Genomic DNA, 24196 nt, shown 5'->3' with positions numbered 1-24196 from the left:
AAATTAGTTGTTGGCTATTTTTTGATAACATTCTATATACGATGCCGCGATCCTTTCCGCCGAGAACCGGGTGATATTCCGCAGCCCTTCCCGCACGATTCCATCCCGGTAAGCAGGGTCGCGGATAACCCGGAGCACCCCCGCCCGGATGGAAGCGGGATCATATGGGTCCACCAGACAGGCGCCCCCGCCCGCGGTATCCTTCATCGGCGCGAGATCGCTGGTGATCACCGGCCGGCCGGCTTTCTGCCCTTCCACGATCGGCAATCCAAACCCTTCAAAGGTGGAGGGAAACAGAATGATATCGGCGGCGGCATACCCATCGGCCATTTCCTGATCGGTGAGGCCCGATCGCTGAGTATACCGGATCTTCCGCCCGGCGAGGGCCGACTGCTGTTCGGCGGAGAGTTTGCCGATGACATCCAGCCGGCAGGAAATGCCGTCCAACGCCTCGGCAACGCGAAACAGGTTCTTATTTGGGGTCACGCCGACAAAGAGCAACACCGGCTCGGCATCGTGGAAAGACAGCGGAGAATGATAAACGGTGTCGGCCACCGGATTAGGAACGACGATAACTTTCTCCGGCGGACAGTTTGTATGCCGGATGATGTCTTCTCTCGTCGCTTCGGAGATAGTAGTGATGAGCCGGCTGCGGCGAACGGGCAGGTCGAGCAGGAGCCATTTCAACACCCGGCGTTTGACGCCCGTGGCGCTGTAGAGGAAGACGCAATCATGGATGGTCAGCAGGGTTCGCCGGGAAGGCAACGCCAGCACGATATAATGGATATCGCCGGTGATATGATAGACGTCGGCGCTGGATTCATTTGCCGCACCGCTCCGGCATTTCTTTGCGGAACGGATATTCTTCCATAGCTGCGCCGGGGTAAAGGCAGAGGAAGGAGCAACCCACTCCGCCACGGCCATCCGTCGCCGCACCACGGGTATCAGCTGGCCGAAGATACGTTCGATGCTGAAAAAACGACCCGGTTGCCGGAAGAGGTAACAGACTTTTATGGGAGTTAGATCCATCTTGTTTTGGAGCTTGGCTTATAAAGCCATTTTTGCAGCCGGCCCAGTACATATTTTGACAGGAACCAGAACACAAGGAACATCAGCAGAAGGCGGCCAAACAGAAATAGGCCGTCCTGCTCGAAGGAGTCCAGCTGGATCAGCGCCGTATTAATGACCGCATACCGCAGCAGGACGTTTATTTTTTTAAACGCGTATAGTTTCTTGTAGATAAACACCACGAACAGGGCGATCAGCGATAGCGGCAGCATCATGCCCACATACCCGAAATCGATATAGGAATCCGCAAAATACCCGAGGCTGAACGACGTCCCCTGATTAAACCCGGCATAGGTGATGCCCGTATACTTAACCGTCTTTACGGTGGCCTGATAAATGGGTTTGTCCGGGAAAAAAAGCCGGGGCATGAGCACGAAGCTGATGTTCCCCCACCACACATTCCCATATTCGTACGGCATCAGGGCCGGCACCCGATCCATCGTCCTGGCAAGGTGGAGGATATATTGGGTTCGATAAAGGAACGCGCCGATCACTTTCTGGTAGTCGTCCCAGGTGATGTTGCTCACCTTATCCCCGATCTTGGTGAACGCCTCCGACCGGGACACTTCGACCACCTGTTGTTTCTTCCCCTGGTTCAGGAATTGCCGGTAATCGCCCTTGATCGCTGTCCAGGTCAGCAGGATGAAAAGCAGCGCCACACCCACGACGATCCCATAGCACACCTGTTTGAAGCTGATCTTCCGGACAAAGGTCAGCGCAATGAGGATCGTGTAAAAGATAACCTCCTTGAAATTTGAAAAGTAAGAGTAAAGGCCGGAAGAGAACTCGAACAGGACGATGAGGACGAGGATGAACCGGTTCTTCTTGTTGACCCAGGCCACATACCCGTACACCATGAAAAAGATCCATTTGAAGGAGGCAAGGGTCATTAGGATCTGATCGAAACCGGCATTATTTCTAAGCGCCAGGCCGATACTCCCCAGAAAGAACGTCGAGAAAAGGTAGAGGTAAAGGATCTTCTTTTCGTTGACCAGCCGGGCCTGCTGCTCGAATTCTTCCCGTGTCGGCATCTTCAGCCCGTGAAGGCTGCCGCCCATAACGGCGCACATCACGATGATGCCGGCGCAGGCCATCAGCACGGCCGTCCCGCCATGCGGGCTGGTTCGGTTGATGTCAAATCCGAAATTATTCATCCAGATGACGAAGGCCACTACCTGCACCCACTGCATCAGCATGGAGAAGACCAGTACGGCCGGCCGCGTGTCCTTCCAGAGCAAATAGATAATGGTAAAACTCGTCAGGATACAGGCAGCCAGATAAACCCCATTACTGAACATCGCCGCAAGGACGACGGCCGCCGCCCCCAGCACGATCACCGGAGAGGCGATGGTTATTTTTCGGGAAGTCGTAAGTGAAGTCTCTGCCATTTTACCGCATTAAAGTTCGCAACAGTTGATCACAATTCCGCATAAACCTTTTCGTATTCCTGTGTCATCCGTGTCTCGGTGAAAGCTTCCAGCGCCTTCCGGCCCGCTTTCTCGCCCATTTTTTCGATGAGCGCAGCATCACCCAGCAGGTATTGCATGCAGAGCGCCAGGTCGGCGGGGTTTCCCGCGGCAAAGATCATTCCCGTCTCTCCGTGGGTCACCAGCTCGGGATTTCCGCCCCGGTCGGATACGATGAGCCCTTTTTTCCGCATCATCGCCTCGAGTATGGTCAGGGAACAGGGTTCCTCCGAAAGACTCGGCACAATGATGACATCGGTCTGGCGGTAGATCTCCGCCTGTTCACGGACAAATCCCTTCCATTCGAAAAGCTGGGTCAACCCCTTGACTTCGATGGTCGCCTTCAGCCGTCGGGAATATTCGTTCTGATCATTGCCGAAAATATAGACGACAAAGGGTACCGGAGCATGCCCCATCAATCGCTCGACGGCTTCTACGAGCGTATCGTGACCCTTCCAGGGAACGATCTGGCCGACGATAGCGAAGACCACCGCCTCACCGGCAGGACGCGTCGCGACGACATTCTCCAGTGCGGGTACGCCATTATAGATAAGCCGGATCTTCTCTTTCGGAATATCGAGGCCTTCCAGCATGGAGACGATGCGCCGGGAAACCGTCGTAAAGATCTTGAAGCGCTTGTTCAGCAAGCCGTAGATGAAGAGGTGTTTGCGATTCCTTTCCCGGGGCTCCTGCAGGTTGTACACGCAATTGCGGCCCTTCAGGAGGGGGTAGATCATCAACGCCGTCGTAAAGCTGGAGAAATGGCAAACCTGGGGATCGAACGTCTCGAGGATGCGTTTACACTCGCGATAGGCCCGCGGCCAGTGCTGAAGAGAGTCCAGGGTCCACAGTGGTTTGCGGATATAGAGCCAGCCGACCTTCGGCTGCCACCAGGGGATACCGGCCTCATCCAGCTTCTGCCGGAAAACGCCGTCGTTCCAGCCGTTGACGACACACCGGACGTCGTGACCATCGCGCTTCAGCCCGTGCAGGAGATGCAACGTAGAGATCTCGAGCCCGGACACATACGAAGCCCCGATAAAGACCAGGATTCTTTTCTTCTCCAATTCCATTATTTTTTCCTCAGTACATTCATTCTGTCTACGGTCTCCAGCCATTCGAAACGATTGTCATGGCGGATCACGTCGTTATAATACCGGACCGAATCCTGCACATAGCCCCCATCGGCGGGAATGGTGGTTGTGTCATGCAGGGCCATGACCCCTCCCGGCTTCAGCTTATCCGGAAAGACTTCCCAGTCCTTGCGGATGCCGTCATAGGAATGGTCCCCGTCGATAAAAATAAAGTCAGCCTGTTGCTGAATGTCATTGACTGCTTCAAAGCTCAGCTTTACAATCAGCTGGACATCCTTGTGTACTTTGTTCCGTCGCAGGTGAAGCCTGGCGATCCGTTCATGATAACAGACACCCAGCCGACCTTTGAAAAACGGATCGATCCCTATCGTTTTCCCGTTGCTGCCCATCGACTGGGAGATGATGACGGTATTCACGCCTTCGAAAACCCCGATCTCGATCGCTGTCTTCGCTCCGGATGCGAACCGGTGCAGAGCTTCCCGCTCCCGTGGGGTTGTTTGAGTTTCGGGTTTGTCGAGTCCGAAGACGACCCGGATGTAGTGCAGAACTGCATTCCCTTTCATGTTGCTTTTGTATATTGGATAAACAATCTTTTTTCAGGCCTCAAACGGGTTTGCTCCCCGAATAGGTATAATGCCGGCCAAAGGGTTTGAAAAACTTTTTCAGGAAGGGACTGGCAAAATCCTGGGTACAAAGTTTCGCCGGATTTACACCGGGCAGCATCAGCCATTGGAAGTGGTTGCTTTCCGTATGCGTAAGTTTCAGGCCGCTTTTCCGGATCATGGAAGCAACCCGGAAGAATAGAAAATAGTTCTCATGGGGTTGTGCACCGGAACCGGAATCGAACGGCTCCTTCTTTAGCCAGGTCTTGAGCCAGACCATGGTCATCCCGTTGAAATAGTTCTCGGTGGTGATGATGAATTTACCGCCGGGCCGCAGCAGCCGGAAGATTTCCATCGGTAGTCTTTCCGGATGGGGAAGGTGTTCCATCGTTTCACAGGAAAAGATAAAGTCGAATGATGCATCCGGGAAGGCGAGGTTCTCGGCATCGGCCACCTGGAACCGGATGCCGTTGGGCGCCTTCCGTGCGGCTTCGATGGCAACTTCGGAAATATCCACGGCCGTCAATCGTACGGCAGGGTTTTTCTTTTTGACGAGCTGCGAAAAATTTCCACGGCCGCAGCCGATCTCGAGAACATCCAGGTTGTCCAGGTTGGGCAACAGCCTGTTGGTCGTCTGGTACCATTGAAAGTTCAACGGATCTTCCCAGAAATCCGCGGTGGCGCTATGCCACTCGTTGTATTGTTGCTGAATGCTCATATACGGTGTGTTTATTTCTTTTCGGTCTTTTTCAGGATGGAATAAATGGCGTCGATGATCGCCCGGAAAGAGTAGTCCCCAATGATCGCTTTCGATCGTTTGCCCATTGTCGCCAGCCGTCCGCGGTCCCCGATCACCTTTTGCAGGAAGTCGATGGCGGTCCTGTTGTCCCGGGCGTCGAAAAGGAGTCCGTTGTCACCGGTGTGAACCAGGTCCACCGCACATCCCGCCCGGTCGGAGACCATGACAGGCCGCCCGCAGGCCATTGCCTCATTCACCGCCAGACCCCAGGTCTCTTCCGGTCCGCTCGAGGGGAGAACAAACAGATCACCCAGCCGGTAGACGATGGGCATTTTCTGCTGGTTCTGAAAATCCAGTAACACGATCCGCGGGTCTGAAGCCGCCGCCGATCGCACGGTCTCTTCCAGCACTCCGTTGCCCACCAGGATGATCTTTAGCCGGCGGTCAGTGACGGCCTTTGCGAGTTCGACCAGGAAGAAGGGGTTCTTCTTGGCTTCCAGCTTCCCGGCAAAAAGGAGGACAAGATCGTCGTTACCGATACCCAGTTGTTTTCTCCAGGCCAGCGCATCAGCGGCATATCGTTGCTCATCGCCGCCGAACCGGTCGTTATCGATCGCATGCGGAGCGAAGATCAGTTGTTCATTTTTCAGCCCGTGAATGGAAAAATAATCCCGGTTGTTCCTGCCGGTGTACAGGGCATAGTCGATATACCGGTAAACCCAGCGTAACAACAGACGCCGGGCGCTCGTACGCATCCCCGGCTGTTCATCCAGCAAGGTGGAGTCCCCGCGGAAAAGCACGGGTATCTTGCCGTGGAAATGCCGGAGGCACTGCAGATGGCTGCGAAATTTCCAGCCAAAAACAAGGATCGCATCGGCGCCCCAGTCTTCTATTTCTTTCACCAGGCCGGGATTGACGATCCCGCTGAAATGATGGCTCCCGGCGTCGCTCGCCGTATTTTCCACAAAGCGGTGTTCATAGCCGTCGAGTAACGGGATGTCCCATTCGATCCGCCTGCCGAAATCGGGGTCATATTTGTCGCCCTTGCCGGCCTGCGACCAGGTATAAAATACCATCGGCTCGATCCGGTGATCAAGCGCCAGCAGACGGAACCAGGGTGCGTTGTACTGGATCGGATGGGTCGTTACGATGGCCAGACGCAGGGTTGCTTTTGTCATTGCTTACTCAGCTTGTCTGCCAGCCGTTGGGCGAGGGCCAGCAGGGTCAGTGTAGGGTTCGAATGTGATCCGGTGGGGAAAACAGCGGTGCTGCAGATGTACAGGTTGTCAAATCCCCAAACCCGAAGCTCCGGGTCGACGATCCCCAGGTCGGGCGACGCACTCATGCGGGTGCCGCCCATATGATGATTGACATCCGACAGATATTTGTTCCAGGAAGGCTCTTTCTCCTCGATATGCTCATATAACTGCACTTTCCCGAATCCGGCGCGTTCGATCTCTTTTTTCGCGGCGTTGGACAGGAAGACGACGCTGCGCCAGGTGTTGAACGAGATCTGCCAGTTAAGATTCACCTTCGTTAGTCCAAATTGGTCTTTTTTATCGCCAAGCTCGATATAACTGTCTGTCGATGGTTCCTGTTCCATCATCATGATCAGTTTGGCGAGGCTGTTATGCTTATATACAAAATTCCGAAAGCCCAGCGCCGTCGCGCCCATGACCAGCGCCTTGAAATGCGCGAAAGGCAGCTTGCGGAGATTCCCAAGCCGGCGTTGCCGCAGCAATTGCCTGACCTCATTATAGGGATCCATTTCCTCGTTCTCATACCGGAAAAGGATGCTTGCCGATCCATTGAGGAGTTTCTCCTGCCGCTGCTGTTCCTCCGCAAGACTGAGCCGGATGGAATATTTTCTCCGGTGGCTGACATGGGTATTGAAGTTTTCCTGAAGACGCCAGAGCCGGTTGGCCCGGACATCGCCCACTTCGATACAGGGATGTTCCATAAAACACTTTCCCAGCCATTCCGAGAACCGGTTCCGGGTATTCTCCTGCCGGCGATGGAGAAGGAGGATGCGGTTCGCCTCGATACATCCCGGCGCAAGGATCAACATCCTGGTCTTTATCGTTTCTTGCCGCCCCTGAAAATTGCTGATCGTGATGCCGGTCACTCGCGAGCCGCCGTCATCGTGCAGCCGGGTCAGGACCGCGTTGTATACAACGGTGACGCGGGTCCGCAGCTGATCCTCGTATAATTTTCTGAAATCGGGTTCCGGCGCCCATTTGGAAAAATGAAAATGCAGCTGCCTGGCGTCGATATCCGGCCGTTTCATCTTCAACAGCCGGAGCACATCATCCTCATAGTCCAGCTCGTCGATATTCATGAACCGGTTGGCGGCCAGATAATAAGCCCGTAGCTCTTCGTAACCGAACGGCCAGCCGCTTTCCGCCACCCAGGGTCTTTTCTCGAAGTCGAGCATGCCGAATGGAAGAGATTGCCCGCCCCAGGCGATCGTGGTGCCGCCGATGGCCCGCTTTCTGCCCCAGACGGCCGAGGTGACGGCTTTTCCCGCCTGCTCCACTTCATTGAGTACCTGTCGTGCATCGTCTTCGGCGAAATGTCCCGATTCCACCAGCAGAACCCGTTTGTTCTTCTCCGACAGGTTCATGGCCAGCAGGATACCGGCGGCGCCGGCGCCGACGATCACGATGTCGAAGGCTTCGGGGTCAAAGTGAACGGAGCTTGTGTTCCAGTCGATAAAAGGCATTACCCGTGTGCTGTTGTTTCTCTTTGGAAGGTAGTGATATTCTGTTGGAGTCGCGCCCCGCTTCGCGTGCTGAAGATCAGCCGGTCCGCCAGGCCATTCGATGCCTGCCGGGCAAGCAGGGTTCCTGCCCACTGTTCCGCCGATACGCCCTGCGGCGCCGGCTGGCGATGAATATATTTCAGGATGCTATGAATAAAATGCAGTTTGTCCGGAAACTTTTTCTTTAACGCTTCCTGCCAGGGACCGGCTTCGTACTGCAGCACATCCCAGTGGACGAGATCGGCGTCGGTCAGCCCCTGCAAATTGGCGCCGTCCGTGGCGACGCCCAGGTGGCGGATCACCCCCTGCTGTTTCTTCGATAAAAGAAGATCCAGTACGCCCTTGTCGAGAAACCCCGGCAGCGCCTCGTGCAGCAGGTAGAAGTCGATGTGATCCGTTTGCAGCCGCTTCAGGCTGGTGGCGAGACTTTGTTCCACGGAGGCAAGATCGATCCGGCGAAAGGTCAGCGGCGCCGGTTCTACAGGTTCGCCCGGAGCCAGCGTGACCGGTATACCCTTCAACTTCTTGCGGTAATAATTCAGGGGCAGGGCCAGCGTCGCCGGCAACGGGAGGTCGGCAGAACCGCCAAGCCCGAATTTTGTAGTGAGGGTAAGCGCCGACCGGCGGCCTTTGCAAAAATCACCCAGCAACTGCTCGGCATATCCCTTTCCATAAAGCGGGGCCGTATCGAAATGCCGGACACCGCCATCGAAGGCCGTTCGCAGCAGCCGGTTCACGGTATGCCGCCAGGGAAGGCTGGAGATACCAGCCGTTCCGAACCCTAATGAGATGTCGGATGTTCTTGTCATAACTCAGTCGCCGGCGGCCTGCCCAAGCAGTGCAGCCAGCTTTTCCGTTACATGATATGCGCTGTACTCATCAAATAATTGCCGGTTCACCTTCTCGAAGCTATATTCTTTGAGAAAGGCGCTGTATCCTACGAAGGCCCGGACAAACCCCTCACCGATCTTTTCCGCATAGTCTTCGCCGTTAAAGGCCAGGACCGTTCCCGCACCGGCGTCGACCACCACTTTCCGGGCCGTGCTCGCCTCGTGGAGCAGCGCCATTACCGGCTTATGCGAAAGAATACCCTGGAAGACCTTCGACGGAGTATAGTGCGGCTCGGTACTGCCCAGCACAAAGATCCCGTCCGCCGCCTCCAGATGGATGAGAACGTCGAGATAAGGTATCCTCGCGGGATATTCAAAAATGGTTGTTCCCCATAGTCCGTACCGCTCCGCCAGCGGCTTTATATTATGCCCGTTGGGATCGTTGGCGGTCTTCCCGGTTCCGATGAAATGGAATTCCACCTCCGAAAAAACCGCGGGGTTCTCCTTTATCACGTTCAACACCGCTTCCAGCGGCGCGTAGGCCTTTGGCAGCATGGCGCCGGCATAGACGAGCAGCAACTTCCCCGGTTTACGGGTAAACAGATAGGGCCGCAGACCCAGCTCTTTCACCCTCTCATGGTCCTTGCCTTCCCCGCCATACGGCATGGCGCCGAAGACGGCAGTGGAGGATAGCCGGGGATTCCGTTCGATCACGCCCTTGTAATATCCTTCGGCAACACCGGTGATCAGCGAGGCCCTGCGCACCGCGATCGGTTCAAGCATCCGCGCCAGCCGGGTACTCCACCAGTGCCGCGAGAACCGTTTGCGGGAACCGGGGAATTCATGCACCCAGGGGTCGATATAATCGATCCCATAACGCACACCCGTACTGCGATGAAGCCAGCGGCCCAGCAGGGCGACATAAAAGGAAGGGATGGGGATATACAGAAAATCGATCCCTTCTTCCCGGATCAGCTTTTTTGCCCGCCGGTAAAGAAAGAGCAGGCCCCGCAACCCGATATCGCCGATCAGCCGCGGCCGCGTGACGGGAAAAGCCTTCACCTTCTCGATCCGCAGTCCCTCGGGTAAGAGCCGGGAGAGATTGGGATCCAGCGCTTCTTCATAATATTTTTCATCCACGGTAAGGATCACGGGCTCCCAGCCAAAGGTCGGCAGATGCTGCGCAAAAAGCCGGCTGCGATGCACCGCCGCCAGGTTGGACGGCGGGAAATGCGGGGATATGATGAGTATCTTCTTCAATTCGTAGGGATTCAGGGTTGAGAAAAGATCCGTTCCCACTCGCCGGTCAGCACGGCGGATTCGTTTTCCCAGGCGGCAGCGGCAGCCCCGTCGAAGCGGGCACAGGCGGCGGCGCGGATCATCCGCGCATCCGTCACCAGGGCGGTCATCACCGTGCGAAGCGGGTCGGCCGATAAGGAGGTGCAGACGCCATGACCGGGATGTTCCTGCAGGAAACGGCGTTGCGCAGCAGTATCGCTGGCGACGATATAAAGACCCGCCAACAGATAGGACCAGATCTTGTTGGTCAGACAGAGATCGCGGTTTTGATCGGCCTTTCCGTCTTCCAGCGCGAGCCCGATGTCATAACCGCCCAATGCCCGGTGTAGTTCCTTTTCCGGCATCGCGTCGATGCAGCGGATATATTCCCGCGCGGCGATCTCCTGCTGGACGAAGGCGGTCCTTGCCGAGCCGATCAGCGTCAGCCGGATGCGATCCCGGTATTCGTCAAGCACAGGGAGTATCTTTTCGAGCCCGCGGCCATAGTCGATAAATTGCGAGAACCAGACGATCCGCAGCGGCGCTTCATTATCGTCCACAGCGCTCGCGGCCACCGCCGCAGCCGGCCGTTGGAAGTCCCCCCTGGGAAAACTGTTGTTGACCACGATCCCGTTTACCCCGGGACCGGTTAGCCGGTCGGAATATTCTTTTATCAACGGCGAGGCAAAGCTGGCATAGGCAGCCTTTGGCAGGAAGCTGCGCATAAGCAGGGCCGAACCCTGCTGCTTGGCCGGGGGATTGTTCTCGCCGGGATGATAATCTTCGATATCGATCGCCAATGCACAGGGATCCTGCTTGGCCAGCCAGGCAGCCGCATAAAACGCCGGCGGATTATGCGCGACCACGAGATCGGGCCGCACCCGGTTCGCTCTCACCCAGCGCAGCAACCGCCAGCTTCGCTTGTCCATGGCCATCGCCGACCAGAAGGTGCTGGTTTGCAGCCGTGGGCCGGCCAGACGCCCGATCCGTTCCAGCACGGTGCCGAACAGCCAGGGAAGAAGGCGGCGGCGGGCGGTGTCGAGGTAGTGAAAAGAAACCCCGGTGAGCTCCGCATTCAGCCGCGCTTCCAGCGACGTCGTCCAGTTGTGCAGCTGGAAGGCTACAACAGTCACCTTCATCCCCCTGTCCCGCGCAAGTCTCACTTCTTTCAGACATCGCGGATTACAGGCAAGATTGGTGCTGGTCAGAAACAGGATATGCCGCTGCATGGGTGCTGGACTCAATTCGTATACAATTGCCAATAGGCCTTGTCGATCGCGTTAAAATCGCCGGGTGGCCGCACGTTCTGCCGCAGCCGCGCCACAAGATGCGGGTTGTCGATCAGCCGTTGGATCTGCGTGCGGAGGCTGGCCGCCGAGTTGAAGTCGAAGACAAGCCCGTTCACCTCGTGCTTCACCTGCTCCACATTGCCATAGACATCGCTTACCAGCGCCGGGATCCCCGCCGCAAAGGCTTCCTGGATGACTAACGGGGACATCTCCGCGCAGGTGGAAGGCACGCACAGCAGATGATAGCCGGGAAGGGTCGGCAGCACTTTCTCGCGTTGGATCTGACCGCGGAACTGGATCGACTCTGCCTTTTCCGCCAGCCGTTTGCAGTCCCGGCAATAGTCGGTATCCTCCTCCTTGCCAAAGATGTCCACGATCACCTGGTCCCGGGTATACCCCTTCACGGCCTCTATCAGTAGATGCACTCCTTTAATAGGGAATATCCGCCCGACATAAACGATTTTCAGGGGTGGAATCACCGTGGCGGGGGGCTCCGGGGCCGAGGATGCGGCGAGAGCGGATGGGGCTGCGGAGCTCGTACCGGCGGCTGTGGGCTGCGCACCAGCAGTTGCGGCCTGCGGGCCGGATGCTTCAGCCGACGCCAGCGCCTGCGGGATCACCGTGATCTTATTTTCCGGGACGCCGTTCTCGACCAGGATCTTTTTATACCACGCCGTAAGCGGAACGATCCGGTCGACGGTAGCCGCCAACTCAACGAGCTCGGCCTTTATCCGCCGGATGGTAGCGGGAAACGACAATACCGTCGTCGCCTTTCCCTCGGGTAGCCGCGACAGGATCCCCGTTCGGGCGGCAAGCCAGCCAATTCCTACGATCGGCCAGGAGACCGCCGGTGGAAAATGATAGCGCGTTTTTTGACAACAGACGCTGCAGTCGAATTCCCGGATCTCGCCGGAACAGATGCGGTCATTCCGGACAAGGGTAGTCGCATTACAGGTGTAGGTCGGCAGATGCATGGTCAGGATGACCTTTGCCCCCAGTCGCTTGGCCAGCTTTACGTGCGGTACGCCAAGGCCGATACTGCGCGTCAGTTCGTGAAAATGTACGACATCAGGCCGAAGCGCACGAAGCGCCGCCTCGAAGTTAGCCAGGCCGTCCGGCGCCTTTCTGCCTGCCGTAAATCCTTTTTCCCGCGGATCGGAGGGCTCCATATACTGATACACGTCGATCCCCCCGTAGACATACTGTCCGGCAAAGACGCCGGGTTGGTAGTACTCGAAATGCGGGATCAGAACGGCCACTTCGTTCCCGCCGCGCTTCTGCGAAGAAGCCAGGGTATGCACATACAATTCGGTTCCCGCCATGTGCAACGGCATATAGTGATCTAAACAATGAACGATCTTCATACTCGGAGGAAGGGTGTTTTTATCGAAAATAGCCCCGCAGGATATCGGAAAAAGAGAATCCCGTTTCCCGCATCACCTGCCGAAAGCCGCTCCAGTCCCGGGACTTCAGCAGATACCGGGTCAGATTGACAGCATGCCGTTTCTGCAATTTCCGCGATAAGAAATCGATCTCCTCTTTTTTCAGCGGCAACCCGCCTTTTTCCATCAACTCCTTGAAAGAAAGATAGCCGAATCGCAGATACCCCTTGTCATTGTTCTTCTCCTGCCCCTCATGCTCCCGGTAATAAAAGAACAGTTGGGGAAGCAGTACGACCGGCGACCGGGCCGCCATCCGGGTATTGAAGAACACATCACTCGCTACGCCAAACCGGGTGTCGAAACCCCCGAGCTCTTCGAAACGATCGCGGCGGAAGATAGATCCCGTCGGACCGATAACCAGATGCTGCCGGCTAAAGAAATGTTCCCGCACGATCGTTTCGGATTGCAGACATACCGGATTAGCCGAGCCCAGATCATGATAGGAGATCATTCCCAGTGCCGCATCCGGTGTTCTTTCCATCGCATCGATACAATAAGCCAGCCCAAAGGCCTCGATCTTATCATCCGAATCCAGATACTTCAGATATTTTCCGCGGGCATAGGAAGCCGCCTTATTCCGGTTGGGATAATCTCCCAGATTTTTTTCGTTGACATACACTCTGATCCGGCTGTCCTTGGCCGCATAGGCCCGGGCTATTTCCACCGTTCTGTCCTTTGATCGGTCGTCCACGATGATCAGCTCGAAATCCCCAAACGTTGAGTTCAGCACGCTTTCGATCGCCTCGGCAATATAAGGCTCGCGGTTATAGGCGGTCATTAATACACTGACAACAGGGGAATTCATCTTTAACTTCCTTTTTTTCCGAGTTTCCCGGCCCCTTTCCGAACCCGCCGGATGATCCGCGCGATCGAATTGGGAAGCCAGGGGTGATCCAGCCGGTCGTATGCGCTGGTCACGGGGGCATCGAAGTTCTTACCGGAGGACTCCCGGGCTAAGACCCGCAGCCAATTTTCCAACAGCATCTTTTCGCTATACCGGGACTCAGCCAACCCTTTTGCCTGACCACTCATTTTTTCCAGCAATGGCCGGTCGGAATCCAGGCGCCGCAGGATCTCCGTCATAGTATCGACATCATCTTTTGCAAAAAGAAATCCCGACTCGCCGTCCCTCACCAGGGAATCCACAAGCGTGGGCAAACGGGTGGCTACGGGAACCACTCCGCATTTTATTGCTTCCAGCAGGGAAAGCGGGAAACCTTCGGCGTGCGAAGGCAGCAGGATGACGTCCTGTCCGGCATATACCTCGGCTATATCCTGGTTGCGGATATAGGGGATATATCGTACATCGGGACTATTCAGCCATTCGTCATACTCGCCGGTGGAATGCGGCGCCACGACGGTCCAGCGGACGTGGATGCCTTTCTCCTTTAATTGCCGGTCTGCTTCCGGCAGCCAGTTGAAGCCCTTCTCCACCGTAAGCCGGCCGACAAAGATGACCCGGAGATGCGGGCCGGAGTCCGGCTGCCGTTGGACGGGCATATCCGGAACTATCGCCGGGATAAACACGATATCGTCCTTTCGTTGCGGCAACAGCCGCTGCAGATTAGCGGCGATCACCGGCGACACGCAGACAAACTGATCGATCCGCGGTTCACACTCCCGGGCCAGGTCATAGTAATAGGAATAATCGCCGTGAACGATCCCAATCACCTTTTGCCGGAAGCGCCGGTGGGTGACCAGATAATAGTCGACCCAGTTGTTCAGGATAAGAATTTCCGACTGCGCGGAGATCAGCGCGGCCAGTCTCTTGAACAGGAAATATTTATTATCGGCGATCGAAAAGACAAAGAGTTGGTTGTCGAAGCCGGTCAGATCGGTGATCCTTGCTCCTCCTTCTCCATCCGTCTGATGGGTCAGGATCAGCCGGCTGCTGTATTGCGCCTGCTGCAGCAGCCGGGCAAGGTTCATGGCATTATGGTAAACCCCTCCGGTGATATCCGGTATCAGGATCGTCAGCTCATTCATATCAGGGACCTACTTTTCTTTTTAACAGGCACTTGATCAGCAGTTTCATCTTTTCCACCGGGGAAAAGCCGGCCAGCCGGAAACAATGCGTGCGCTTCAGGACCTTCCACTTCGGTATACTATAGTAGTCGATGCAGGTGATCAGGAGTTTCTTCTTCCAGAGGGGGAGAAGATCAAGCTCGTCAAACTGCCGGAACTTCCGGTTCGCCGCAAACAACCGGTTCAGCCATTCATCGGCTTCCGCCAGGATATCCCCATGGCGAAGATCGCGGTAGTCGTTATTGAACAGGAACAGATGGATCATCTTTTCCCGCTCGGTCGGATACAGCTCCAGACTATTCAGCAATCGCAGCTTTATTCTGCCGGCAGCGCTGTTCACCACCGCCATCTTCTTACTCGTCACCTGCTGCTCGTGTTGCCGGTAGAGCAGCAGCGGCTCGGGGATATTCGCCAGTTTCGTGAGAAAGACCAGCCTCGTCCACAGTTCATAATCTTCCGCCGCAAGAAATTCCGCGTCGTACTTCAATCCATTGTCGCTTATCAGGCGGCTGCGGAAGAGAACGGAGGGATGCGCCAGCGGGTTTTGATCCAGCAGCGCGACCTTTATTTGTTCATGCGTCACCGGAAAAGGGATGACGGTCTCTTCGCCGATGACCTGCAGCCAGCTGCCACATAGGCCGATGTCCAGGTGCTGCCGGAGAAAGTCGATCTGCCGTTGGAAACGCCCGGGCGTGCAGACATCATCCGCGTCCATCCGGGCAATAAATTCACCGGTTGCCGCCTCCAGGCCGATATTGAGAGAGGCGATGAGCCCAAGGTTGCTGCCGTTGCGGATCACCCTGATCCTCCGATCGGTACACGCCGCGAGGATCGCTGCCGTCCCGTCGGTGGACCCGTCATCGACGATCAGGAACTCAAAGGATCCGAAGGTCTGCGCCAGCACGCTGCGGATGGCCTCCTCCAAAAAGGTCTCGCCATTATAAACGCAAAGAATGACGCTTAGCTGCGGCGGACCGCCCATGCCTACACTCTTAGCCATTCTGCGGGGATCAGGTCTTTTGTATCCGCATCCGATCGAGCGAACCATTTTGCCGGCGCAATGACCACCTTGCCGGGCTGGTCGTTCAACCACGCGCCCCACCAGCTAAAACTGCTGTTGGCAATGATATGATGTTTGCAACGGCTCATCAGGTAGAGGTCCTCAAAGGAATGAAGAGAGTCATTATGCTCCACGAAGGTGACGGGGAATTCCGTCAGCCGGTTTGCTTTCGCCCAGGGGATGTCGTCGGAAAAAACAAAAAGTTCGATACCGCCCGGTCCTCCGGCATCCGGGCCGCCCGCGGATATCCGTTGCATCAGGACCCGCAGCGCTTCCCGGTAATATTCCGGGCTGCAAAGCCCATGATAACTTTGGGTCTTCGCATCGGTGGCATAGTCGCCCCGGCGAATGTGAAAGCTGACGGCATTGACGGAGGCTATTTTTTGCGCGAGGGCTTGCGTGGCGGCAGAAAGTGGTGTGTGGACGGAGAGTTCTTCCCGGATCACCGAATGGTAGTTTTTGAAATACCGTTCGCTCTGCCAGTATCCTTTGAGAAGAGTATTCGGGGAGGCATCGAAGAAATGCGGATCGTAATGATAGAAAGGTTCCTGGTAGACATGCCTGCGGTAATAGGGCATCGCCCGATCCCAAAGCCGGCCCGCGAAGGCGGGAGCCGCCAGTTTTTCCACCTGGGACGCCGTGGCCGGCGCCGCGCTGACGCGGAAGGGCTTCAGTTCATACACTCTTTTCGTCGTGCCTTCCGGCAGGTGGTCGAAGCCGGAGATATCCAGGTAGAGGGGAACTCCTTTCTTCAGGGACAGGGCCTTCCCGGCGGCATATTGGAACAACTGATTCCCAAGACCGCCATTAAGGGTTGCGATGATCATAATTTCCGGGCTAAGACATGCAGTCCGTAGCTGAGTAATTCCTCCGACCGGTTATTTTTCGCGGAAAACCGTTCCAGCATTTTGAGCACGATCTTCATAGCGACCCGCTCGATCCTGCCGACGCGATCGCCCGCATACAGGTTGGCCATTTGCGGGATGCGGTTCACCTCCTGCGCGACATATTCGAAGTAATTGCCGTTGGGGGTGATCTCGAGGATCTCGAATCCGTTATTCTTCAGCTCGGTCTCATAAAAGAATCGATTGAACCCCGTATAAAAATGATAGGGAGCAAAATGCGTGAGACTGCAGAACGGCGCCGTGATGATCAGCTGGCCATCCTTGTGAAGCAGCCGCGCAAACTCTCTCACCGCCTCCCGGGGGTTGACGATATGCTCGAAGACTTCCGTGCACATAATGGCGTCAAAAGCGCCGTCAGGCTCGGGGATACCCGCGATGTCGGAAACGATATCCAGTTTGCCATAGTCCCATTTCGGCATCTGGAGCCCGGAAGACAGTTCCGCGGGCACGTATTGCGCGAAATCCTGGCTAACGTACCGGAGGTGTGTGCAGAATCTTTTGAATTGTTGTTCTCCTGCTCCCGCATCGAGTATCCGGGAGTTTGCCTGGACATTCTTCAACGTCTTTTCCAGCCATTCGACCCTATTGCTTTCGTTATAGGAGCCAACTTTTGTCGTGCCGATAATTTTGCTTGACAGTTCTTCGAACATGGTTATTTATTTTTTTTAAACCAAAAACATCCGCATCCATATTCCTGCTTATCGGCCTCTTTCAAATGCGTATTTGCCAAAAAATCTCCATTATCTGTTACCAGCGAAAAGCTCTCGAGTGAAAATCCGCTGAATATGCCGGCTACTGCCTGTGCGCTATATATCCGATGGGCATTGAAAACGATTCTGGCCTCACCGACGGGCGTCACGAAAAGAAGGGATCCACCGGGCCTGACCACCCTTTTTAATTCGTTCATCGCTTTCAGATCACCCTGGGGATCGATGGGGTCGCCATAACGCCCCAACCCTACGTGCTCCACCGTATGCATACAGGACAGGCTTTCGATACTGTTGGAATCAAAATGCAGATTGGTCAGATCGGCCCGGTCTGAATCAAGATTGTCCAGGTTCAGGACAGCCGGCCGGTAATCGAAGAACCGAACGGGTATGAACGCGGAAAGCTGAGTGCAAAAATGCAGCGTGGAGGAAATATCCACATGGAATGCCGGGTTCAGTTGCCGGACAATTCGTGCGGCCCATGCCGGGTGATAGATATAGTGTGCGTCGAAATTCGTCTGCGCCGTCTTTTCCTCCAGATAGGGTCTTTTCTCCGCCCAATCCAGTTTGAAACGATCGTCCGCCCCTTTTGCAAACCGGTCAAAATCACCCCGGAATTCCTTCATAGCCCGCTGTCTGTGCCTGCGTTGGTTCATCCGTAAAGCAATACGTCCTAGGATACTCATTGTGGTAGTTATATATTCTTCTTCCAGAGGTTTTCCTTTACAAAAATAGTATTGATATAGGTGTCGGCATAATTCATGTAACCCTTACTGCTGATCAATTCGATAAGCGCCGTATTCTTCACGCCGTTTCCATTTTCGGAGTAAGTTAGTGTCTCTATACAGATCACTTTGGGAGCGTGTCTGTCGAAATCAATGGAACGGATGATCTGTTCATCCAGTCCCTCCACATCAAGGGAGAACAGATCGGGGAATTTTCCGCCGTTGTGTTGTCTGAGGATGGAATTCAGATCCAGCAATGGAGTTTTCCGCACCTCTTTTATTGCGAATCCGGAATTGGCAACCAGCTGGTCGGCAACTTCCCGGGAAAAGGTATTCATCGTGGGCGTGGACATGATATAAAAATCCTGCTGGCCTTCCCTTTCGGCGACTCCGACGTTGAGATTGGTATCCTTGGGCCTTTCTTTCAGAAAATGGGCAAAAAGATACGGATCGGGTTCGACGTTGATCCCAGTGCTGCCTTTTGATGAGAAGAAGGCCGTATTGTTAAGGTAAAAGGGATGATGTGCGCCAATGTCGATATAGGTAGGTTGGGTGACGCCGATCTGCTCTAATATAAAGTCGATGATCAGGTCTTCCCCGCACTGGGAATAGGATTTTTTGTAGGTATTTTTTCTGGCCGTCCGTCCATTCAGGATAGTGCCAATCAGTCTTTTCATGACAGGGGTATGTTTGTAAATTAAAATTCTAACAGTTGTATCAGATGACGGGCCGATATCTCATCGGTCAGGTGATCGAGAATCCATTTTCTGGGGCTGAAAGCCGCCGGTGCCGATACCGCCTTGTCAAGCGCCGCTGCGAATTCCGGGGCATCCCGGAAGAACAGCCCGGTCGGGTCGGAAAGAAAAGGGGCGGATGAACAGGGAATGGTCTTGCCGTGACTGACATAGACCCCCTGATTCCATACCAGCGTAGGCACATCCACGGACCAGGATTCAGCCAGTGAGATGCCCTGGGATTCCGACGGGGTGAAATGAACAAGGATGGCATGTTCATTCAACAGTTGCTTGTACTGCGGGGGTGTATAGCTGCCATATTCCAGTACGGTGACCCGGCACCCGGCGGCCTCCGCTATTTCAATACACCGGTCGAAGAGTTCTTTATCCGGACGCTTGGAGTAGAAAAGCAGCGAACGGGGATCTTTCTCTCGGCCTTCCGGTTTCCAATACTCCTCGTCGACCCCGGCCGGCCAGATGATCAGTTTCGCATCCAGCGAAGGCAGTTCACCGGCATACATGTTCCTTGTCCAGTCGCTGTTGACGATATACCTTTCGATCCATTCGGACCCTAACAACTCGAAGTTGTCCGCGGGAGAACCGACGATATTGGGTCCGGCCGCCAGTCTTTTTACGATCCCGGCCTTGCGCAGGCCGATCGCCTGTTCCAGCGTCTGCAAGCCGGACAGCGCGATCAGATCAGGGGTACAGTCTTTTATCCTCCGGGGATTATAAACAAACGGCAGCCCAGCCTTTCGTAGTCCTTCTACAAGGCTTCTGGTTACGGCAAAATGACCGCCGTATGCCGGCCTTTTTAATGGTTCCCGGCCATCCAGCTTTCGCAACAGCGGCCTTAACCTGCCTTTGACGTTGTCCGTATAATATTGCCGGGGCGGCGGTATGGGCTCGGTTAGAATAGTTATCACGATAACCCGGTTTAGTGATTTGCCCAGCGATGGCTGGCCATCAGATACCCCTGCGAGCCTTCGGGTTTGACGCTGGTTGGGTAGAGCGAATATTCCGGCACTTCGAACTCCAGCGGTTCGTCCAGATAATCAAGCGTATCGAATTTGCTTCCCAGGGAAACATCCAGGGTATAGGTGCCGGGCCGGAGAAAGAAATTTTCGACAGTGCAGACCAGCCAGTTGGTTCCGGGCTTCAGAACGAACTGCTGCGCGGTGAATCGCGAATGAAGGGTGATCAGCCTGATCCCAAGGCCATCGTTGATGCCCACGGCGATCTCGGTCTTTTCGATCTCGGCGCTCGCTTCGACGGCCACACCGATCATCAGCCTCCTGCCCTCTTCGGCCAGCTTTACTTCGAATCCGGCGACATAGGCTTTTTTATTCCCCGTCCTCCGCTTCTGAAGGGCCACCTCCTGCATCTCCCGGCCCGCACGCATGCTGGAGAAATACACCTGCATGCCGTCCTGTACGTTCCCCTGAAATTCGACCATGCCGTTTTTCAGGCAAACAACCGACGTACACAACTGCTGGATGGCCGCCATATTGTGACTCACGAATAATACCGTCCTGCCACCCGTGGCCACCTCCTTCACCTTCCCAAGACACTTCTTCTGGAATTCCGCATCCCCCACGGCCAGCACCTCATCCACGATGAGGATCTCGCTTTCGAGGTGGGCTGCCACGGCAAAGGCCAGCCGCACATACATCCCGCTGCTATATCTTTTTACCGGCGTATCGATATACTTTTCGACCCCGCTGAAATCGATGATCTCATCCAGCTTCCGGTCTATCTCCTTCCGGCGCATACCCAGGATCGCCCCGTTGAGATAGATATTCTCGCGGCCCGTCAGTTCGGGATGAAAGCCCGTTCCCACTTCCAGCAGGCTGGCGATGCGGCCTCTTATCCGGATGCTGCCGCTGGTGGGCGCGGTGACGCGGCTCAGCAGTTTCAGCAGGGTACTCTTCCCCGCACCATTGCGGCCGATGATGCCTACCGCCTCGCCTTGACTGATCTCCAGGCTGATATCCCGGAGACTCCAGACGATATCACTCCCGCCCGCGACGGTCCGGTCATTGATCTCGCCGATCCGCAGGAAGGGATCCGCCTTCCCCCGCTTTTTTGCGATCCAGCGCTCGATATCCCTTGACAGTGTTCCCGTACCGATAACACCCAGTTGATATGCTTTGGAAAGATGTTCGACTTTTATAGCGACAGACATATTGTTTCGAATGGATTGGAATTATACGGTATCGATGAAATTGCGTTCCACCTTATTAAAGATCACTATTCCGAACAAGGCCAGGACGAACGTGACCACCAGGCCGATCCCGAACGAGCCCCAGGAGAAAGTTCCGGCCCCCAGGAATCCGAGGCGGAGAGCTTCTATGGATGACGTCAGCGGGTTGGCTTCGATCAGCCACCGGATGCTCGACGGAACCTTGGAAAGCGGATACACGACGGTTGTGGAATACATCAGCAACTGCGTGGCAAACGCGATCAGCAGCGCCAGATCGCGATACCGGTTGGTCATTGCCGAGACGATCATGCCGGTGCCAAGACCAAGCAGGGCCATCTGGAAGACCAGCACCGGGAACAGCAACGCATAGGCGGTGACATGGAAATGGTCTCCCTTAATGGCAAAAAAGGCCATCATCCCGAAGAACAACAAAGCCTGAACGGCGAAACGCACCAGGTTGGAAATGACGATGCTCAGGGGCATGATCAGCCGGGGGAAATACACCTTGCCGAAAATATGGGCATTATCCCGGAATACGGTGGAGGTCTTGACGAGGCATTCTGAAAAATAGTTCCACGCCATGATCCCCGCCATATAGAACAGAGGAGCGGGCAGATTATCGGTTTTGATACCCGCCAGCCTTCCGAACACCAGCGTGTACGTGAGCGTCGTGATCAGGGGCTGAACAAAGAACCATATCGGCCCAAGGACCGTCTGTTTATAAAAGGAGACGAAATCTCTTCTGACCAGCAGCACCAGCAGATCCCTGTAATGCCAGACATCCCTGAGCCGCAATTGGAACAGGTTGCTCCGGGCTTCGATGACCATGTCCCAGTTCTCTTCCCCGGGCGTTGTTATTTCCATTCTGAATATTTACTTTATTTACGGATGCTAACCGAAGAACAACTCCTTTATCCTTTTGAAGATGCCTTTCCGGACATTGTCGCCTGATTCAAAATAACCGTTATTCTTCGCATATCCGTAGCCATAATAACCATAGTACCCGTAGCCGCCATAATACCCGCCCTGCATCTTCACGTCATTGAGGACAAGGGAAAGGGAAGGAAGTTTCTTATTGAGATAAAGCTCATTCACCAGGCCCAGCAGCCGGCGCGGCGTACGGCCCCGTCTGACGATATACAACGTGCAGTCTGCGAAACGCGAGAGCGTGAGGGCATCGCTTACCAGCCCTACAGGGGCGGTATCGAGAATGATCACTTCAAATTGCCGCTTTGCCGTTTCCATCAGCTCGTTCAGCCGCGGACTCAGCAGCAGTTCGGCCGGGTTGGGCGGAATGGGTCCGCAGGGGATCACATAAAAATCGTCGATCCCGTCCACCTTTATCAGCAGGTCTTCAAACCGCGCGCTGCCGATGATATAGTTGGTGATCCCCATCTTTCGCTTCAGGTCGAGACCGGAAATGATCTTGGGTTTACGGATATCAAACTCCATGACCACCGTCTTTTTCCCCGCCAGCGCCATTACGGCGCCCATATTCGTACTCACAAAGGACTTGCCCTCGCCGCTGAAGGAAGAGGTGACAAGAACAACCGGAGTTTCGTTCTTGCCGGTGATATATTGAAGATTCGTGCGGATGATACGGAATTGTTCGGCGATAAAGCCGCGACTGTTATTGGTGACGACCAGTGTTCGGTCTCCCTCGGAGTGACCGATCTCGCCAAGGATCGGGGTCTGCGTCGCTCTTTGCATCTCTGCCCGGCTGTTGACCTTATCGTTCATCACCTCGATGATCGCGATGATCACGCCCGGGATGAGCAGCCCGATCATCAGATAGGTCATATAGATCGACTTGCCGGCGGGCTTGACGGGGGCATCGTTTCCCAGCGCCGGCTCTACCACCTTCGAATTGGAGATCGTGGAAGCCGAAGAGATGGAGGTTTCGAGTTTTTTCTGCAACAGGAAGTAATACAGTTCCTGCAGGATCTGCTGCTGATGGACGATGGACTGTTCCCGCATCGACTTGCGGGGCATCGCCTTCAACTGGCCCTGCAGGTCGTTGGTGGTTTTCGCGAGCTGATCTTTCGCAATGGTGACCGCCTGTTTTACGTTGTTCAGCGCCTGCAGCATGTTCACCTTCAGCCGGTCCAGGGTGGCCTCCATCCGTTTGATCAGCGGATTGTCCGGCTTGGTCGTCTTCAGATTGCCTTCTCTCTCCAGCACACCCTTGTTGTAATCGCCGAAGAGAAGCAGCAGGGTCGGTTCCTGGATGCCGAGATTGGTAGGAACGGACTTATAGGTGTTCTCCGGCTCGGACAGATAGGAGATCAACCAGTTGATGATGATCAGTTGGGTTTCCTGGGTCTTCAGGTCTTTCATGCTGGAGGAAACATCCGTCATAAACGACTTGGCCTGATCTTCGATATCAAAAGTCTGGTTATTGGCCTTGAAGTCGCTGAGATGCCCTTCCACCCCACCCAGTGAGTCCTTTAGCGAGGCAAGCCGGTCGTCGATGAAATCCGTCGTATTGATCGCGATGCGCTTCTTGTCTTCCACGATGAGCGAATCGTAAACCGCCATGATGGTGTTGAGCATGTCCATCCCAAGGGCAGTGCTTTCCGTTTCCATGGAGAGGGTCAGCACCGAAGAGTATTCATTGGCCTGGGTGATCTTGATGGCCCCCTGCAGGTTCCGCGCCATATCGATCGCCGGCTGCCAGCTGACAGTAAAATCCCGGCTCTGGAACACCTTTGGATCCACCCGCTTGTCGCGGGTAAGCATACAGATGCTTTGACCGATCTTAAAAGGCTGGCCGAAATAATTGACATTCTTTTCCTTGTTGAGCAGGAATTGCCGGTCATCGAGGACCGTGACCAGGAAGCTGATACCCGAAGCCGAATCGTTGTTTTGCAGTATCTGGAGAACGATCGGGGTGGCCCGGTAGATAAAGCTCGACTTCACGCTGCCGTTGCTGTAGTAGGAGGTCTGCAGATTGAGATCGGTCACCACGCGGGCAAGCACCGGACTGGATCGCAGGAATTCTATCTCATCCAGCAGATTGGTCATCGGCTGCGTCATGAACAGCTGTCCCAATTTATCGTCCTTGCCCTCCGACGCGGGTCCATCGTTCTTGATCATCATAGTCGACTGAACATGATAGATGGGTACCGAATACCGGATCTTGATATAACCCAGCGCAAGGGAAATGACGATGCAGACCAGGATCCAGGGCAGATATTTCAGATAGCGGCCCAGGAAGTCCCGGATCTCGGGCTTCACCTGCTCTTGTGCCATTAAGTCAACCTGTTGA

At 55.1% G+C, this 24196-nt stretch carries 22 protein-coding genes; all 22 read right to left on the bottom strand.

The features are described 5' to 3' along the window. Positions 1-3 precede the first annotated feature (3 nt). Genes VGM48_RS12560 through VGM48_RS12455 form a run of 22 tightly spaced genes read right to left on the bottom strand, consistent with a single transcriptional unit; the run spans position 4 to position 24180 of the window. Complete coding sequence (locus VGM48_RS12560) at positions 4-1029, bottom strand: glycosyltransferase family 1 protein (protein WP_331579585.1); 1026 nt, start codon at positions 1027-1029, stop codon at positions 4-6. Then, positions 1020-2456: a hypothetical protein gene (locus VGM48_RS12555; protein WP_331579583.1), complete on the bottom strand. Its 1437-nt coding sequence runs from the start codon at positions 2454-2456 to the stop codon at positions 1020-1022. Before VGM48_RS12555 ends, VGM48_RS12560 begins: the two co-directional genes overlap by 10 nt. A 29-nt stretch (positions 2457-2485) precedes the next feature. Next, positions 2486-3601, bottom strand: coding sequence for a glycosyltransferase family 4 protein (locus VGM48_RS12550; RefSeq protein ID WP_331579581.1), 1116 nt, complete (start codon positions 3599-3601; stop codon positions 2486-2488). A gap of 5 nt (positions 3602-3606) precedes the next feature. Then, a complete protein-coding gene (locus VGM48_RS12545; RefSeq protein ID WP_331579579.1) occupies positions 3607-4191 on the bottom strand; it encodes a class I SAM-dependent methyltransferase in 585 nt (194 codons plus the stop codon). A 40-nt stretch (positions 4192-4231) separates the two neighbouring features. After that, positions 4232-4948: a class I SAM-dependent methyltransferase gene (locus VGM48_RS12540; protein ID WP_331579577.1), complete on the bottom strand. Its 717-nt coding sequence runs from the start codon at positions 4946-4948 to the stop codon at positions 4232-4234. Between the two features lie 11 nt (positions 4949-4959). Next, a complete protein-coding gene (locus VGM48_RS12535) occupies positions 4960-6147 on the bottom strand; it encodes a glycosyltransferase family 4 protein (protein WP_331579575.1) in 1188 nt (395 codons plus the stop codon). Continuing rightward, positions 6144-7691 carry a GMC family oxidoreductase gene (locus VGM48_RS12530; protein WP_331579573.1) on the bottom strand — a complete coding sequence of 516 codons (1548 nt, stop codon included), beginning with the start codon at positions 7689-7691 and terminating at the stop codon, positions 6144-6146. The genes VGM48_RS12535 and VGM48_RS12530 overlap by 4 nt, the downstream gene beginning before the upstream one ends. Then, positions 7691-8539 (bottom strand): aldo/keto reductase, encoded by an 849-nt coding sequence (locus tag VGM48_RS12525; protein ID WP_331579571.1) that lies wholly within the window; start codon positions 8537-8539, stop codon positions 7691-7693. Before VGM48_RS12525 ends, VGM48_RS12530 begins: the two co-directional genes overlap by 1 nt. A 3-nt stretch (positions 8540-8542) precedes the next feature. Continuing rightward, entirely contained in the window at positions 8543-9820 is a 1278-nt protein-coding gene (locus VGM48_RS12520; RefSeq protein WP_331579569.1) for a glycosyltransferase, read from the bottom strand. Between the two features lie 11 nt (positions 9821-9831). Further along, the gene (locus tag VGM48_RS12515; RefSeq protein ID WP_331579567.1) at positions 9832-11082 is read right to left on the bottom strand and encodes a glycosyltransferase; all 1251 of its coding nucleotides are present in this window, start codon (positions 11080-11082) and stop codon (positions 9832-9834) included. Continuing rightward, positions 11079-12491 carry a glycosyltransferase gene (locus VGM48_RS12510; RefSeq protein ID WP_331579565.1) on the bottom strand — a complete coding sequence of 471 codons (1413 nt, stop codon included), beginning with the start codon at positions 12489-12491 and terminating at the stop codon, positions 11079-11081. The genes VGM48_RS12515 and VGM48_RS12510 overlap by 4 nt, the downstream gene beginning before the upstream one ends. 19 nt (positions 12492-12510) lie before the next feature. Continuing rightward, positions 12511-13374 carry a glycosyltransferase family A protein gene (locus VGM48_RS12505; RefSeq protein ID WP_331579563.1) on the bottom strand — a complete coding sequence of 288 codons (864 nt, stop codon included), beginning with the start codon at positions 13372-13374 and terminating at the stop codon, positions 12511-12513. A 2-nt stretch (positions 13375-13376) separates the two neighbouring features. Continuing rightward, positions 13377-14555: a glycosyltransferase family 4 protein gene (locus VGM48_RS12500; protein ID WP_331579560.1), complete on the bottom strand. Its 1179-nt coding sequence runs from the start codon at positions 14553-14555 to the stop codon at positions 13377-13379. Position 14556: 1 nt separating this feature from the next. Continuing rightward, positions 14557-15594, bottom strand: a complete 1038-nt coding sequence (locus VGM48_RS12495) for a glycosyltransferase family 2 protein (RefSeq protein ID WP_331579558.1) — start codon at positions 15592-15594, stop codon at positions 14557-14559. Next, a complete protein-coding gene (locus VGM48_RS12490) occupies positions 15579-16481 on the bottom strand; it encodes an alpha-1,2-fucosyltransferase (protein WP_331579556.1) in 903 nt (300 codons plus the stop codon). Before VGM48_RS12490 ends, VGM48_RS12495 begins: the two co-directional genes overlap by 16 nt. Further along, positions 16478-17209: a class I SAM-dependent methyltransferase gene (locus VGM48_RS12485; protein ID WP_331579554.1), complete on the bottom strand. Its 732-nt coding sequence runs from the start codon at positions 17207-17209 to the stop codon at positions 16478-16480. The genes VGM48_RS12490 and VGM48_RS12485 overlap by 4 nt, the downstream gene beginning before the upstream one ends. 2 nt (positions 17210-17211) lie before the next feature. After that, on the bottom strand, positions 17212-17952 hold the full coding sequence (locus tag VGM48_RS12480) for a DUF268 domain-containing protein (RefSeq protein WP_331579552.1): 741 nt from the start codon (positions 17950-17952) through the stop codon (positions 17212-17214). Positions 17953-17960: 8 nt separating this feature from the next. Beyond that, positions 17961-18668 carry an FkbM family methyltransferase gene (locus tag VGM48_RS12475; protein ID WP_331579550.1) on the bottom strand — a complete coding sequence of 236 codons (708 nt, stop codon included), beginning with the start codon at positions 18666-18668 and terminating at the stop codon, positions 17961-17963. A 20-nt stretch (positions 18669-18688) separates the two neighbouring features. Next, complete coding sequence (locus tag VGM48_RS12470; RefSeq protein ID WP_331579548.1) at positions 18689-19651, bottom strand: hypothetical protein; 963 nt, start codon at positions 19649-19651, stop codon at positions 18689-18691. An 11-nt stretch (positions 19652-19662) separates the two neighbouring features. Then, on the bottom strand, positions 19663-20910 hold the full coding sequence (locus VGM48_RS12465) for an ABC transporter ATP-binding protein (RefSeq protein WP_331579546.1): 1248 nt from the start codon (positions 20908-20910) through the stop codon (positions 19663-19665). Between the two features lie 21 nt (positions 20911-20931). Beyond that, positions 20932-21792 carry an ABC transporter permease gene (locus tag VGM48_RS12460; RefSeq protein WP_331579545.1) on the bottom strand — a complete coding sequence of 287 codons (861 nt, stop codon included), beginning with the start codon at positions 21790-21792 and terminating at the stop codon, positions 20932-20934. Between the two features lie 27 nt (positions 21793-21819). Then, a complete protein-coding gene (locus VGM48_RS12455) occupies positions 21820-24180 on the bottom strand; it encodes a polysaccharide biosynthesis tyrosine autokinase (RefSeq protein WP_331579543.1) in 2361 nt (786 codons plus the stop codon). Positions 24181-24196 lie beyond the last annotated feature (16 nt).

The organism is Puia sp. (assembly GCF_036500295.1).
Lineage (GTDB): Bacteria > Bacteroidota > Bacteroidia > Chitinophagales > Chitinophagaceae > Puia.
The sequence above is the reverse complement of the archived record's forward strand: the minus strand, read 5'-3'. Positions and strand labels throughout refer to the sequence as shown.